This window comes from Paracoccus cavernae, from assembly GCF_042430175.1.
Lineage (GTDB): Bacteria > Pseudomonadota > Alphaproteobacteria > Rhodobacterales > Rhodobacteraceae > Paracoccus > Paracoccus cavernae.
Map to the genome: position 1 here is coordinate 424,193 of NZ_JBHMDZ010000049.1, position 12,185 is coordinate 436,377.

Below are 12,185 nucleotides of genomic sequence, written 5' to 3' on the forward strand. Positions count from 1 at the left end.
GAAATCCTTGCTCGGCCTACGGTCATGACGATTCCTGTGCGCATTTCGGGCTTTACAGCAATCCGCGCAGGAAGTTCGTCAGATCATGTGTCTGATGGTGGACATGCGCGCCATGATCTCGATCAAATGCGAGCGCATCGGGACCGTGGCGGCCGTTGCCGACCAGAACCGTGCGCATGCCGAGCTCGTCGGGCACCAGAAGGTTGCGCGGATCGTCCTCGAACATGGCGGCGGCGGCCGGATCGAAGCCCTGATCGGCGATGACCATGTGATAGGCGCGCGCATCGGGCTTGGGGTGGAAAGCCACCTCTTCGACGCCGAAAATCGCGTCGAAAACCATGAGCCCGCGATGTTCGAGCACGCGCGAGGCGTAAAGGCTGTCGCCGTTGGTGTGGATGATCTTGCGGCCGGGCAAAGCGGTGATTGCGGCGGCAAGATCGGGATCAGGCGCAAGCTCGGTGAAATCGATGTCGTGGACGTCATGCAGATAGGGCACCGGCTCGATCCCGTGCTCGGCCATCAGACCGGCCAAGGTCGTGCCGTACTCGCGCCAGTAATAGCTGCGCAGCCGGCTGGCCTCGGTCTCGTCCACGCGCAATTCGCGCATGACATAGGCATTCATTTTGCGTTCGATCTGGGCAAAGAGCTGCACCTCGGGGGCGTAGAGCGTATTGTCGAGATCGAAGATCCAGGTGTTTACATGCGAGAATTTCATTCTGCATGAATAATCCGCTCCACCCCTGCTTGCAATCTTTGCGGCAAAGGCGGATCGTCGCAGCCATGAAAGACGCATATTCCCTGATCCTCTCCTCCATTGATAATGGACAATTCCGCCCCGGCGACCGGCTGGTCGAATCCGAGCTGGCCGAGCGTTTCGGCGTCTCGCGCACGCCCGTCCGCGAGGCTTTGCAGCGGCTCGAAACGCAGGCCATGCTCAAGCGCGACGGCCGCTCGCTGATCGTGGCGACGCTTGACCACAACCAGCTGGCCGAGCTTTACACCGTGCGTGCCGAGCTCGAGGCTCTGGCCGCCCGACTGGCGGCGCGTCACGCCACCCCCGAGGAAATCCGCGTCCTCGCCGGTATGGTCGAAGAGGATGCCGCCGTGATCCATGATTCGCAGGCTTTGGCGCGGGCGAACCGGCGTTTCCACCACCAGATCCATCTCGCCTCGCATAACCGCTATCTCGTACAGCAGCTCGATCTGGTGCACCGCAGCATGGCGCTGATGGCGCGGACCTCGCTGGCGGCTGCCGGTCGCGGCGAAAAGGCTTTGGCCGAGCATCGCGCCATGGTCGAGGCGATCGCCTCGGGCAATGGTCAGGCCGCCGAAGAGGCGCTGCGCATCCATATTTCGAACGCTTTCGAAACCCGCCTGAAAGAAGAGGCCCGTCTGCAGGCCGAACGTCCGGCGACCGGCATCGACAACGAAGTCTGACAGCGGCAAACAAGGGGGGCCGGCTTGCGCCTGATCGAAACCGAAGCCGACCTCGAAGAGGGGTGCGCCTATCTGGCGGCGCGCTTTCCGCTTTGGGCGCGCGTTCTGCCCGAGATCGGCGCGCTTCCCCTGCGCCGTCGCAGCGACGGTTTCGAGGCGATTTGCGATGCCGTCGTGTCGCAGCAGATTTCGACCCATGCGGCGGCGGCGATTGCGGGGCGGATGGCCGCGCTCTCGCTGGTCACGCAAGACCAGATCGCCGCAGCCAGCGACGAGGCCCTGCGCGAAGCAGGCCTGTCGCGGCCCAAACAACGCTATCTGCGGGCGATCGCCGCATCGGATCTCGATTGGCAGGCCCTGCGCACACTGCCCGATGACGAGGTGATTGCCGCGCTGACCGCTTTGCCGGGGATCGGGCGCTGGACCGCGGATATCTATCTCAAATTCGCGTTGGGCCGTGCCGATGCTTTCGCGGCGGGCGATCTCGCCTTGGCCGAGGCCGCCCGCGTTCTCTATGATCTGCCCGCGCGCCCCGGCCCCAAAGAACTGACCGCGCTTGCCGAGCCGTGGCGGCCGTGGCGCTCGGTTGCGGCGCGTGCGCTCTGGTCCTACTACCACATCATCAAGGGGCGCGAGGGCGTCCGTTAACCCGCTTTCCAACAAGAGGCTGTCATGGCACGCGCATTGCACTCCGGCCGCAGAGGTCCGGAAAAGGTCACTTCGGTCGTCGTTTTTCTTCACGGTTATGGCGCCGATGGTGCGGATCTTCTGGGGCTGGCCGCTCCTTTGGCACCGCATCTGCCCAATACCGCTTTCTATTCGCCCGACGCGCCAGAGCGCTGCGTCAACAATCCGATGGGTTACCAGTGGTTCCCGATCCCCTGGCTCGACGGATCGAGCGCCGGGCAGGCCCGCCAGTCGATGGATCAGTCGATCGAGGATATCAACGCCTTCCTCGATACGGTTCTGGCCGCCGAGGGGCTGGAGGCCGACCGCATGGTTCTGGTCGGCTTCTCGCAGGGCACGATGATGTCGCTCCATGTCGCGCCGCGCCGCGATCAGGCGGTTGCGGGCGTGGTCGGTTTCTCGGGGCGGCTGCTCCAGCCCGAGGTTCTGGCGGCCGAAGCCAAGGTCCACCCGCCGGTTCTGTTGCTGCACGGCGACGAGGACCAGATGGTGCCCTTTGCCGATATGGCTCTGGCCGAAAAGGCATTGCGCGAGGCGGGCTTTGATGTCGCGACCCATGTGATGCACGGAACCGGCCACGGGATTTCGCCCGATGGGCTGTCTTCTGCGCTCGGCTTCATTCTTGATGAACTTGGGGCTTGAACCCAGCCGATAGGCGGTTACGTTAATCATCAAGACGACGCCCCAGCCAAGACGGAGGAACCTGCTATGGACCTGATCTGGACGGCCGCTATCGCATTGATCCCGGCGAGTATTCTTGTCGCGACTCGGATGCGTCCGCAGCCCGTGAAAGTCGCGGCGGCTGCAAGCAAGGGGCGCCGCTAAAAGCGTCGACGCACAAATATCCGGGGGATGCGCCGTCAAATCCGGCGCATCTTCGACAGGATTTGAGGCCCCGCAGCACGCCCCAAGGGACAGCCGCCGGACCTTCTGCAATCGTTTTACCTATCGGGCGACCGCCCTGCGGTCACACGAAAACCAGCCTCGCCGCGCGGCCCTTCCTTCGGGTGTAACGCGGCAGCAACCTTCCCCCGACCGTCTTGACCACAGGCCGTGCCACATGGCGCATTCCGGTGCGCGTAGCACCGCAAGCCGCGTCGGAAACACCATCGAAGCCATTCTCTTATCGCCCAAGATCCGCGTTTTTGCGGCGTCATTCCTGCGTCACAAGAAAACGTTAATGATCACCTTGTCCAAAGACAGGAACCTGGCCGCCGTTCGGGAGCGGAAGTAACGATCCCGCCAAGGCAGGTTCCGGCAGAATTCGGAGCAGAGCAGATGCCGTATGACCAGACCGACTTCCGGACCCATTTCGTGCGCGAGCCGTCATCTCTGCGGCATTGCCCTGCACTGGTGCTGAACGCCGATTTCCGCCCGCTCTCCTATTACCCGCTCTCGCTTTGGCCCTGGCAAGAGGCGGTCAAGGCGGTGTTCCTCGATCGGGTCTCGATCATCGCCGAATATGACGAAGTGGTGCGAAGCCAGAGACAGGCGTTCAAAATACCCTCGGTCGTCGTGTTGAAAGATTACGTCAAACCCCAAAAGCGCGTGGCCTTCACGCGCTTTAATCTTTTTCTGAGGGACGAGTTCTGCTGCCAGTATTGCGGTGCAAAGGGTGATCTGACCTTCGACCATGTGGTGCCCCGTTCGCGGGGCGGCGTGACCAGCTGGGAAAACGTGGTCGCGGCCTGCTCTCCGTGCAACCTCAAGAAGGCGAACCGCTCGCTGCGCCACTCGGGCCTGCATCTGGCACGGATGCCGAGCCGGCCGACCTCGGAAGAGATGCACGCCGCAGGGCGCCGCTTTCCGCCCCATCACCTGCATCAAAGCTGGGTCGATTATCTCTACTGGGATGTCGAACTGGAAAGCTGAGTCGCGGCGCGGCTTTTGCGGCCGTCTGCCGGAACGGACAGCTTTGACGTGAAATCGCAAGAATTCCCTCGCCTATTTTGTTGAAATGGCACGGTTTTCCGATTCGATCCAGCCCCCGGTAGCTCTGGTGAAAGCGGCGATATGCGGGTTTTTCGGCTGTAACTTGCCGATGGAAATGCGCCGGAGGCCGAAGAGCGCCGACGCCATTAACCAAAAGTAAACTGTCTGGTCGGTAAGTGTTAGAGCAAGGCGAATCCTGCTGTCTTGCAGCAGATCCGGGCCCGAAAGCCCCCCTAGTCGCGTGAGATCTCACGCTTGTCCATTAAGAGGTTCGCCATGCCTACTCAAGGTAACGATATCATCCGTGGTCCCTATAACGGCCAGACCGTCTATGGTCTGGGCGGGGCCGACAGTCTTTACTGGGGGCGCGCCGACGGCAATGCCACCTTCTACGGTGGCGATACCGGCGAGAACTACGATCCCGATCCCTATTGGGGCAATGCGGGTGGCGACCGCGTCTATATCACGGGCTCCCAGCCGGTGAACGTGCTCTTCACCTCGACCGAGAACGGCCGCGCCACCATCGGCAACCAGAGCCTGACCTTCTACGGGGTTGAGCGTCTCCACACCGGCGCGGGCAACGACGTGATCGACGCGACCAATGCGGCGATCGCTCCGGCCCATTCGGGTACGCCGGTTCACGGCGTCACCGTCTATGCGGGTGCGGGCAATGACCGCATCCTCGGCTCGCGCGTGGCTGATTTCATCGACGGCGGTGCCGGAAACGACACGGTCCGCGCGGGCGCGGGCGATGATGTCGTGCAGTCGAGCACGGGAGACGACGTGATCTATGGCGGCGCGGGCAACGAGAACATCCGCTGGGGTCTGGGCGACAACGTGGCCCCCGGCAATGACCGCATCTTCGGCGGCGAAGGCGGCGAGGGTATCGGCGATCTGCTGAACCTCTGGGTGGTCAATGCCGATTTCACCACCGGTGCGCGCGTGACCTTCACCTCGGCAGAAGCGGGCTATGCGACCTCGACCATGGGGGGCGTGACCAGCCGCGTCGTGTTCACCGAATTCGAGAACCTCTGGACCCACCGCGCCAACGACGTGGTCAATGCGGCCAATGCGAATATCGGCGCCTCGAACCAGGGCATCCGCATGAACACGCGCTGGGGCAACGACGTCATCGTCGGCTCGCGCGGCAACGACACGATCGAGGGCGGCGAAGGGCGCGATACGCTGACCGGCGGTCGCGGCAACGACCTGATTTCGGCCAATACCGAATGGTACAACAACAACGCTCCGGGCGACGGCCATGTCGATACGCTGATTTTCCGTGCGGGCGACGGCAACGACACCGTTCTGGGCTTCGATGTCGGGGTCGATATCCTCAATGTCGGCAACCGCAGCTATAATGCCGTCGAAAACAACCGCGGCACGCTTTTGAGCTTCGCCAATGGCGACAGCATCCTGCTGAGCAACGTCTTCGACTTCATCTGATACCAACAAGCCCCGCCTCCCGACACCCGGGGGGCGGGGCGACTTGCTTTGCCCGGCCCTCTTTTCGGCAGATGCCGCGCGCTTTGGGCAGGCCCTCGCCTTGACAGCCGGAGGGCGGCATGAGCACTCTTGGCCTTCGCTGCGGAGACCAAAATGCCGGACTATCCCGACCTTTACCTGATGCGCCACGGCCAGACTGTCTGGAATGCTCAGGAGAGGATGCAGGGATTGCTCGATTCCCCCCTCACGGAACTCGGCCGCAATCAGGCCCGCAGACAGGCCGATATCGTGCGCGAGATCGAAAGCCGCGTGTCGGGGCTCGGGCGCTATGCGAGCTCGCTCGGACGGGCGCAGCAGACCGCCGAGATCGCCTTTGGCGGCGGGCCCTTCGACAGCGATCCGCGGCTGGTCGAGATCGATATCGGCGAGTTTTCAGGCGCGCGGATGAAGGATCTTTTGCGCAGCCATGCCGAGCTTTTTACCGGAAACCGGCTGGATTGGTACGACCGCGTGCCGACCGGCGAGAATTTTTCGGGGCTTGAGGCGCGGGTCCGCTCTTTTCTGGACGATCTGCCGGGGCCTGCGCTGATCGTGACCCACGGCATCACCTTGCGCATGTTTCGGGTGATCGCGATGGGCCTGCCGGTCAGCCAGATCGCGCAAATGCCGGTCAAACAGGGCGCGGTGCATCTGGTCAAGGACGGCCGGCATTCGATCCTGAACTAGGAGCGCGGCACCGTCGCGTCCCGCGTCCCTGATCCGCAAAGAACGACGCCGCCCGAAAGGGGCGGCGTTCTAGCCTTGGCCGGAGCGCTCTGCCGCATCGGGCGGCGCGTATCGCGGGGCTTTAGATGAAGCCCAGTTCCAGACGGGCCTCGTCGGACATCATGTCCATGCCCCATTGCGGCTGGAAGGTCATTTCGACATCGACCATCTTCACGCCGGCGACGGCTTCGACGGCATCGGCCACCCAGCCCGGCATCTCGCCCGCGACGGGACAGCCCGGCGCGGTCAGCGACATGATGACGCGCACGGCGTTTTCGTCGCTGATCTCGATCGTGTAGATCAGGCCGAGGTCGAAAATATTCACCGGAATTTCAGGGTCATAGACCGATTTGCACGCCTCCACGATGCTCTCATACAGAGGATGATCGATCGTCGATGGCGCGATCAGCGGCGCGCCTTCCGTTAGCGTTTCGGCGGTCATGACCTGGATATCCCGGATTACTGTCAAATCTGACAGAATATATAGGTATCAAGCGCCCCGTGGTCCAGAGGCCAGCTCGGACGGGGCGCCTGCTTTGCGCGCTCTTAGAAGCGGAAGTCGAAACGGCGCACAATGCCGAGCTTGATCGAGGGCTGGCCCTTGTCTTCGACAAGCGGCGAATCGGCCGCATCGCCGATCAGGCGCTCGTATTCGATCTCGCCCAGAACGGCGAGCGTATCGGTCATCGCATAGCGCGCCTCGAGGCTGACGGCGACCGAATGGAAACCGCCGTCGGGACGGTAGGCGGCATAGCGGCTGGTCGCGGCTTCGGCATCGGTCACGCCGAAATAGGTCTCGGCGAAATCGTCGTTGCCGTAATTGGCATTGGCGCGACCGGTAAAGGTCAGGCGGTCATTGGCGCGGAAATCGTATTTGGTGCCCAGCTCGCCGCGCAGGCCGTGGTGGCCGCCGAAGCCCTTGCGCAGGGTGACATAGGAGGTCGACGGGCCGAGGTCATAGCCCAGACGCACACCGACTTCACCGGCGGCGCTGATGTTTTCCATCCCCTCGAGCGCGTCATGATCATTGGGGTCGCGGCGGCCGACATAGTTGAACGAGGGCAGGACCGAGAAGCCGTCCGTCGTCTCGCCCGCGGCACCCTGACGGCCGAGCGAGGCATTGCGCAGGATGATCCAGGGCGACACGTCTTTTTCGTCCGAGCCCATGTACTCAGGGCTGTATTCCGCGCCGAGGCCCAGGTCGAAGGAGAGGGCATAGCCGCTCAGATCCTGCGCCTGAACGGGGGCGGCGAGGGGGGCTGCCAGCAGCAGCAGGGGGATGAAATAGCGCATGACCGGCTCCACGTTCCTGATTACACTAATTGCATTGCCGTCATGAACGGCCGAACTCAAGCGAAATTCACGCCTTCTCGGCCTTTTCCAGACGTTCGAGTGCTTGCAGCCACAGTGCCTCGGCGCGGGCCATGGCCTCGGTCGCTTCGGCATGTTTGCGGCCCCATTTCTCCGAGGCGACGGCATCGTCATAGGTGGCGGGATCGGCCATGATCGCATCGAGCTTTTCGAGCATCGTGGTGAGCTTCTCGATCCGGTCCTCGCCCTTGCGCACTTCGGAGCGCATTTCGAGGATCTCGTCGCGCGAGACACGCTTGACCGCCGCCTTGGGCGAGGGCTGGGGCGTGTGCTTGGGCTCTTCGCCCTGCAGCAGAAGCTTGCGGTAGCTGTCGAGGTCGTCGTGATAGGGATGGACCGCGCCATCCGCGACCAGCCACAGCCGGTCCGCAACCAGATTGAGCAGATGCATGTCGTGGCTGACCAGCACGACCGCGCCGGTATATTCGTTGAGCGCCTCGGTCAAAGCCTCGCGGCTTTCGATGTCGAGGTGGTTGGTCGGCTCGTCGAGGATCAGCAGATGCGGCGCGTCGATCGTCGCCAGCAGCAGCGAAAGCCGCGCCTTCTGGCCGCCCGACAGGGATTTGACCTTTGTCTCGGCCTGATCGGCCATGAGGCCGAAACCTGCCAGACGCGCGCGCAGCTTCGGCGGCGCCTCGTCGGGGCGCAGGCGGCGGACATGATCCAGCGGCGTCTCGTCAAGCTCCAGCTCGTCGACCTGATGCTGGGCGAAATAGCCGATGCGCAGCCTGGACGAGCGCGTGACGCGGCCCTCCATCGGCTCGAGCCGCTCGGCCAGCAGCTTCGACAGCGTCGATTTGCCCTGACCGTTGCGGCCCAAAAGCGCGATGCGGTCGTCCTGGTCGATGCGCAGGTTCAGCCGGTGCAGAACCGTGCGCGTTTCGTAGCCGATGCTGACCCCGTCGAGAAGCACGATGGGCGGCGAGAGCTGCTCGGGCTGCGGGAAGCTGAAGCGGTGCAGCTTGGCTTCCTCGGGGGCGGTGATCGGCTCCATCTTGGCCAGCATCTTGACGCGGGCCTGTGCCTGTACGGCTTTCGAGGCCTTTGCGCGGAAGCGGTCGACGAAGCTTTGCAGATGGGCGCGCCGCGCATCCTGCTTTTTCGCTTCGGCGGCCTGAAGGGCACGCTTCTCGGCGCGGGTGCGCGCGAATGTGTCGTAGCCGCCGGTATAAAGCGTGAGCTTTTTATCCTCGAGATGGAGGATATGGCCGACCGCGCGGTTCAGAAGGTCGCGGTCGTGGCTGATGACGATGACGGTATGGGGATAGCGCGCGAGATAGCTTTCGAGCCACAGCGCGCCTTCGAGGTCGAGATAGTTGGTCGGCTCGTCCAGAAGCAGCAGGTCGGGCTGCGAGAAGAGCACGCCCGCAAGCGCCACTCGCATGCGCCAGCCGCCGGAGTAATCGCTGGTCGGGCGGGCCTGATCCTCGGTCGAGAAGCCAAGGCCGCGCAGGATGGTCGCTGCGCGCGCTTCGGCCGACCATGCGTCGATATCTGCCAGACGTGCGTGAACCTCGGCGATGCGGTGGGGATCGGTCGCGGTCTCGGCCTCGATCATCAGGCTCGCACGTTCCTTGTCGGCCTCGAGCACGGTGTCGAGTACGCTGGTGCCGGTCCCCGCCGCTTCCTGGGCGACTCCGCCGATACGGGCGCGCGACGGCAGCGAGAACGAGCCGCTGTCGACGTTCAGCTCGCCGCGCAGAATGCGGAACAGCGTCGTCTTTCCGGCCCCGTTCGGACCGACGAGACCGACCTTGTGGCCGGTCGGGATCGAAGCCGAGGCATGTTCGAACAGCGGGCGACCCGCGATGGAATAGGAGATGTCATCTATACGCAGCATTTCTGCGGCTTGCCGTATCGCGCGTGCCGCGTCAATCGGTATCGCGCTCCGCGCCGCTTGCCCGTTGCACCACAGACGCAAATGCCGCGGCGCCCACGCAAAAAATGCGCAGCTCTTGCGGCTGCCCGACCTTTCCAAAAAGCGGTGCGCGTGTTAACGGGGCGCGGATTGTCGGGCCAGCGGGTCCGAATATTTGTAAAGGACGTCACCATGGCTCTCGAGCGCACCCTCTCGATCATCAAACCGGATGCAACCAAGCGCAACCTGACCGGCAAGATCAACGCGAAATTCGAAGACGCTGGCCTGCGCATCGTCGCACAAAAGCGCATCCAACTGACCCTCGCTCAGGCCGGCCAGTTCTACGCCGAGCACAAAGAGCGTCCCTTCTTCGGCGAACTGACCGAATTCATGGTCTCCGAGCCGGTCGTCGTGCAGGTTCTGGAAGGCGAAGGCGCCATCCTGAAAAACCGTGAAGTCATGGGCGCAACCAACCCGGCAAACGCCGACGAGGGCACCATCCGCAAAGAGTTCGCTCTGTCGGTCGGCGAGAACTCGGTCCACGGTTCGGACAGCCCGGAAGCGGCTGCACGCGAAATCTCGTTCTTCTTCTCGGGCCTCGAACTGGTCGGCTAAGGCTGCCGGTAGCGGCCCGCAAGACGGGCCGCGATCCCCGAACCAAACAGGAAAGGGCTACCCCCGCGGGTGGCCCTTTTTCTTTTTTGCGGAGCGAGCGACCCGCGCGCGGGCTTTGCGCCAACAGCAAAGGGCCGCCCCTAGGACGGCCCTTGCGTTCCGCTCGGAACCTTCGCGTCTGTGCCGGTTCGCTTATTGGCGCTTGGCCGTCAGATCGAAGGTGACCGCGACGGGGAAGGACACCGTCGACTCGTCGGCATAGTTCTTGCCGATCCCGAATTCGCGCCGGTCGATCGTCAGACCGCCTTTGGCCGCCGCCTGATCGCCGGTAATCACCAGCTCAAAGGCCAGCGTGGCGGGCAGGCTTTGGCCCGCGATGGTCAGATTGCCCGTCGCGAGATAGGCCGTGCCGCCGGCGGGGGCGGGCGCGATATCGCCCTCGAACACGGCTTCGGGGAATTGGGCGGAGTTCAGGAAATCCGGCCCTTTGGCATTATCGCTGACCGCACCGAGCGTCAGGCTCGCGATGTCGATGGTGACGCGGACATGGCCGGTTCCCGCCTCGGGATCGAAGCCGATCGTCGCCTGCCAATTGGCGAAATTGCCCGAGATCGGGCTACCCGATTGCGTGACCGCAATATCGAGCGTTCCGCGCTCGACCGCCCAAGCATTGGCATTGGCATTGGCACTGGCGGGTGCCGTGGCGCCGGTCTCGGGGGCCGTGCTGGCGGCACTTTCGACCGCCGGAGCTGCGGGTACGGAGGCGGGGGCTTCGGTCGTTGCGGGCGCTGCGGTCCCGCTATGGGGCTGCGCGATCAGGGCGGAATAGCCGGCAAGGCCTGCCCAAAGCGCCAGCGCCACAAGCGGTGCGGCGACAGCGCGATGTTCGGGCACCTCGGGAGGCTCGGGCAGGGTCGCGGCGCGGCCCGCCATCCTTGCCAGCGTCGCATCGCGGTCGATGACCGAGTGTTTCACCACGCCCAGAAGATGGAGCACGATCATCGCCGCAAGCAGCCACCAGCCGAATTCGTGAAAGACGGCGAGCTTCTCGGATAGTGCGAGGTTCTCCGGCACGCCCGGCAGGCGCTGGCCGAAGGGCCACAGGATGCGGGCAAAGCCGCCCGGTGCCGCCGAATGGACCAGCCAGCCCGAGAGCGGCATGATGATCATCCCGAGATAGAGGCCGAAATGCATGACCTCGGCCGTGAAGGTTTCCAGCTTGCGCTCGGGGTGGAGGTGGCGCGGTTTCTTTTGCGTCAGCATCCAGACGATGCGGATGATCCCGAGAAAGAGGACCGCAATGCCCACGGTTTTGTGGAGCGAGAACGCCTCGAAGATCTTCTGGATCTGGTCCTGGGCCGTATCGCGCAGATTGGCGGCGTAAAGACCAAGCGCGATGGCCGCAATGATCAAAACCGCGATGCTCCAGTGGAATGCGCGGGCGACCCAACCATAGCCGCGGGCGTCGTTGCCTGCCTTCATCACATGCTCCTAGGAATGCTGCATCGCCGCGCGCCAATGGCGGCGACAAAGCGAGATATAGGTTTCGTTGCCGCCGATCTGGACCTGCGCCCCCTCAAGGATGACGCGGCCCTGATCGTCGTGGCGGATGACCATCGTGGCCTTCTTGCCGCAATGGCAGATCGTGCGGACCTCGCGCAGATCGTCGGCCAGCGCCAGAAGCGCGGCGGAGCCGGGGAAAAGCTGCCCGCGAAAATCGACGCGCAGCCCGTAGCACATCACCGGCTGGCCGAGATCATCGGCGACGCGCGCCAATTGCCAGACCTGCGCCTCGGTCAGAAACTGCGCCTCGTCGAGAAAGATGCAGGCCGCCACCGCGGCCTCTTCGGCGATCAGCGCGAAAAGGTCGGTCTGCGGCGTAAAGGTCCGCGCGGTCTCGCAAATGCCGATGCGGCTCGCGATCGTGCCTTCGCCCGCGCGGTCGTCGAGGGCTGCGGTCAGAAGCAGCGTCTCCATCCCGCGTTCGCGGTAGTTGTAGGATGCCTGCAGCAAGAGCGTGCTCTTGCCGGCATTCATCGTCGAGTAATGGAAGTAAAGCTTGGCCATGGGCATG

Annotated in this window: 13 protein-coding genes; 7 read left to right on the forward strand and 6 right to left on the reverse strand. The window is 63.7% G+C overall.

The window, feature by feature from the left end:
- Positions 1–52 precede the first annotated feature (52 nt).
- Positions 53–715 carry a pyrimidine 5'-nucleotidase gene (locus ACFFUC_RS19850; protein ID WP_377688656.1) on the reverse strand — a complete coding sequence of 221 codons (663 nt, stop codon included), beginning with the start codon at positions 713–715 and terminating at the stop codon, positions 53–55.
- Between the two features lie 65 nt (positions 716–780).
- Here ACFFUC_RS19850 and ACFFUC_RS19855 point away from each other — a divergent pair, with 65 nt between their 5' ends.
- The 6 genes from ACFFUC_RS19855 (at position 781) to ACFFUC_RS19880 (ending at position 6,228) form a co-directional block, all read left to right on the forward strand.
- Positions 781–1,437 carry a GntR family transcriptional regulator gene (locus tag ACFFUC_RS19855; protein WP_377688657.1) on the forward strand — a complete coding sequence of 219 codons (657 nt, stop codon included), beginning with the start codon at positions 781–783 and terminating at the stop codon, positions 1,435–1,437.
- Between the two features lie 24 nt (positions 1,438–1,461).
- On the forward strand, positions 1,462–2,085 hold the full coding sequence (locus tag ACFFUC_RS19860) for a DNA-3-methyladenine glycosylase family protein (protein ID WP_377688658.1): 624 nt from the start codon (positions 1,462–1,464) through the stop codon (positions 2,083–2,085).
- 24 nt (positions 2,086–2,109) lie between these two features.
- The gene (locus ACFFUC_RS19865; RefSeq protein WP_377688659.1) at positions 2,110–2,766 is read left to right on the forward strand and encodes an alpha/beta hydrolase; all 657 of its coding nucleotides are present in this window, start codon (positions 2,110–2,112) and stop codon (positions 2,764–2,766) included.
- Between the two features lie 636 nt (positions 2,767–3,402).
- Positions 3,403–3,996: an HNH endonuclease gene (locus ACFFUC_RS19870; RefSeq protein WP_377688660.1), complete on the forward strand. Its 594-nt coding sequence runs from the start codon at positions 3,403–3,405 to the stop codon at positions 3,994–3,996.
- 336 nt (positions 3,997–4,332) lie between these two features.
- On the forward strand, positions 4,333–5,502 hold the full coding sequence (locus tag ACFFUC_RS19875) for a calcium-binding protein (protein WP_377688661.1): 1,170 nt from the start codon (positions 4,333–4,335) through the stop codon (positions 5,500–5,502).
- A 153-nt stretch (positions 5,503–5,655) separates the two neighbouring features.
- Complete coding sequence (locus tag ACFFUC_RS19880; RefSeq protein ID WP_377688662.1) at positions 5,656–6,228, forward strand: histidine phosphatase family protein; 573 nt, start codon at positions 5,656–5,658, stop codon at positions 6,226–6,228.
- 121 nt (positions 6,229–6,349) lie between these two features.
- Here ACFFUC_RS19880 and ACFFUC_RS19885 read toward each other — a convergent pair whose 3' ends face one another.
- The 3 genes from ACFFUC_RS19885 to ACFFUC_RS19895 all read right to left on the reverse strand — a co-directional run bounded on the left by ACFFUC_RS19885 (position 6,350) and on the right by ACFFUC_RS19895 (position 9,478).
- Positions 6,350–6,709 (reverse strand): SUF system Fe-S cluster assembly protein, encoded by a 360-nt coding sequence (locus tag ACFFUC_RS19885; protein WP_377688663.1) that lies wholly within the window; start codon positions 6,707–6,709, stop codon positions 6,350–6,352.
- A 104-nt stretch (positions 6,710–6,813) separates the two neighbouring features.
- A complete protein-coding gene (locus ACFFUC_RS19890; protein ID WP_377688664.1) occupies positions 6,814–7,560 on the reverse strand; it encodes a MipA/OmpV family protein in 747 nt (248 codons plus the stop codon).
- A 67-nt stretch (positions 7,561–7,627) separates the two neighbouring features.
- On the reverse strand, positions 7,628–9,478 hold the full coding sequence (locus ACFFUC_RS19895; RefSeq protein ID WP_377688665.1) for an ABC-F family ATP-binding cassette domain-containing protein: 1,851 nt from the start codon (positions 9,476–9,478) through the stop codon (positions 7,628–7,630).
- 210 nt (positions 9,479–9,688) lie between these two features.
- Here ACFFUC_RS19895 and ndk point away from each other — a divergent pair, with 210 nt between their 5' ends.
- Complete coding sequence (gene ndk, locus ACFFUC_RS19900) at positions 9,689–10,111, forward strand: nucleoside-diphosphate kinase (RefSeq protein WP_041527286.1); 423 nt, start codon at positions 9,689–9,691, stop codon at positions 10,109–10,111.
- Positions 10,112–10,303: 192 nt separating this feature from the next.
- Here the strand turns inward: ndk and ACFFUC_RS19905 are convergent, their stop codons facing one another.
- Complete coding sequence (locus ACFFUC_RS19905; RefSeq protein ID WP_377688666.1) at positions 10,304–11,593, reverse strand: cytochrome b/b6 domain-containing protein; 1,290 nt, start codon at positions 11,591–11,593, stop codon at positions 10,304–10,306.
- Between the two features lie 9 nt (positions 11,594–11,602).
- On the reverse strand, positions 11,603–12,178 hold the full coding sequence (locus tag ACFFUC_RS19910) for a thymidine kinase (protein ID WP_377688667.1): 576 nt from the start codon (positions 12,176–12,178) through the stop codon (positions 11,603–11,605).
- Positions 12,179–12,185: the final 7 nt, after the last annotated feature.

Coding starts and splice junctions, on each gene's coding strand:
- ACFFUC_RS19850 (WP_377688656.1), bottom strand. CDS start 715: ATGAAATTCTCGCATGTAAACACCTGGATCTTCGATCTCGACAATACG.
- ACFFUC_RS19855 (WP_377688657.1), top strand. CDS start 781: ATGAAAGACGCATATTCCCTGATCCTCTCCTCCATTGATAATGGACAA.
- ACFFUC_RS19865 (WP_377688659.1), top strand. CDS start 2,110: ATGGCACGCGCATTGCACTCCGGCCGCAGAGGTCCGGAAAAGGTCACT.
- ACFFUC_RS19870 (WP_377688660.1), top strand. CDS start 3,403: ATGCCGTATGACCAGACCGACTTCCGGACCCATTTCGTGCGCGAGCCG.
- ACFFUC_RS19875 (WP_377688661.1), top strand. CDS start 4,333: ATGCCTACTCAAGGTAACGATATCATCCGTGGTCCCTATAACGGCCAG.
- ACFFUC_RS19880 (WP_377688662.1), top strand. CDS start 5,656: ATGCCGGACTATCCCGACCTTTACCTGATGCGCCACGGCCAGACTGTC.
- ACFFUC_RS19885 (WP_377688663.1), bottom strand. CDS start 6,709: ATGACCGCCGAAACGCTAACGGAAGGCGCGCCGCTGATCGCGCCATCG.
- ACFFUC_RS19890 (WP_377688664.1), bottom strand. CDS start 7,560: ATGCGCTATTTCATCCCCCTGCTGCTGCTGGCAGCCCCCCTCGCCGCC.
- ACFFUC_RS19895 (WP_377688665.1), bottom strand. CDS start 9,478: ATGCTGCGTATAGATGACATCTCCTATTCCATCGCGGGTCGCCCGCTG.
- ndk (WP_041527286.1), top strand. CDS start 9,689: ATGGCTCTCGAGCGCACCCTCTCGATCATCAAACCGGATGCAACCAAG.
- ACFFUC_RS19905 (WP_377688666.1), bottom strand. CDS start 11,593: ATGAAGGCAGGCAACGACGCCCGCGGCTATGGTTGGGTCGCCCGCGCA.
- ACFFUC_RS19910 (WP_377688667.1), bottom strand. CDS start 12,178: ATGGCCAAGCTTTACTTCCATTACTCGACGATGAATGCCGGCAAGAGC.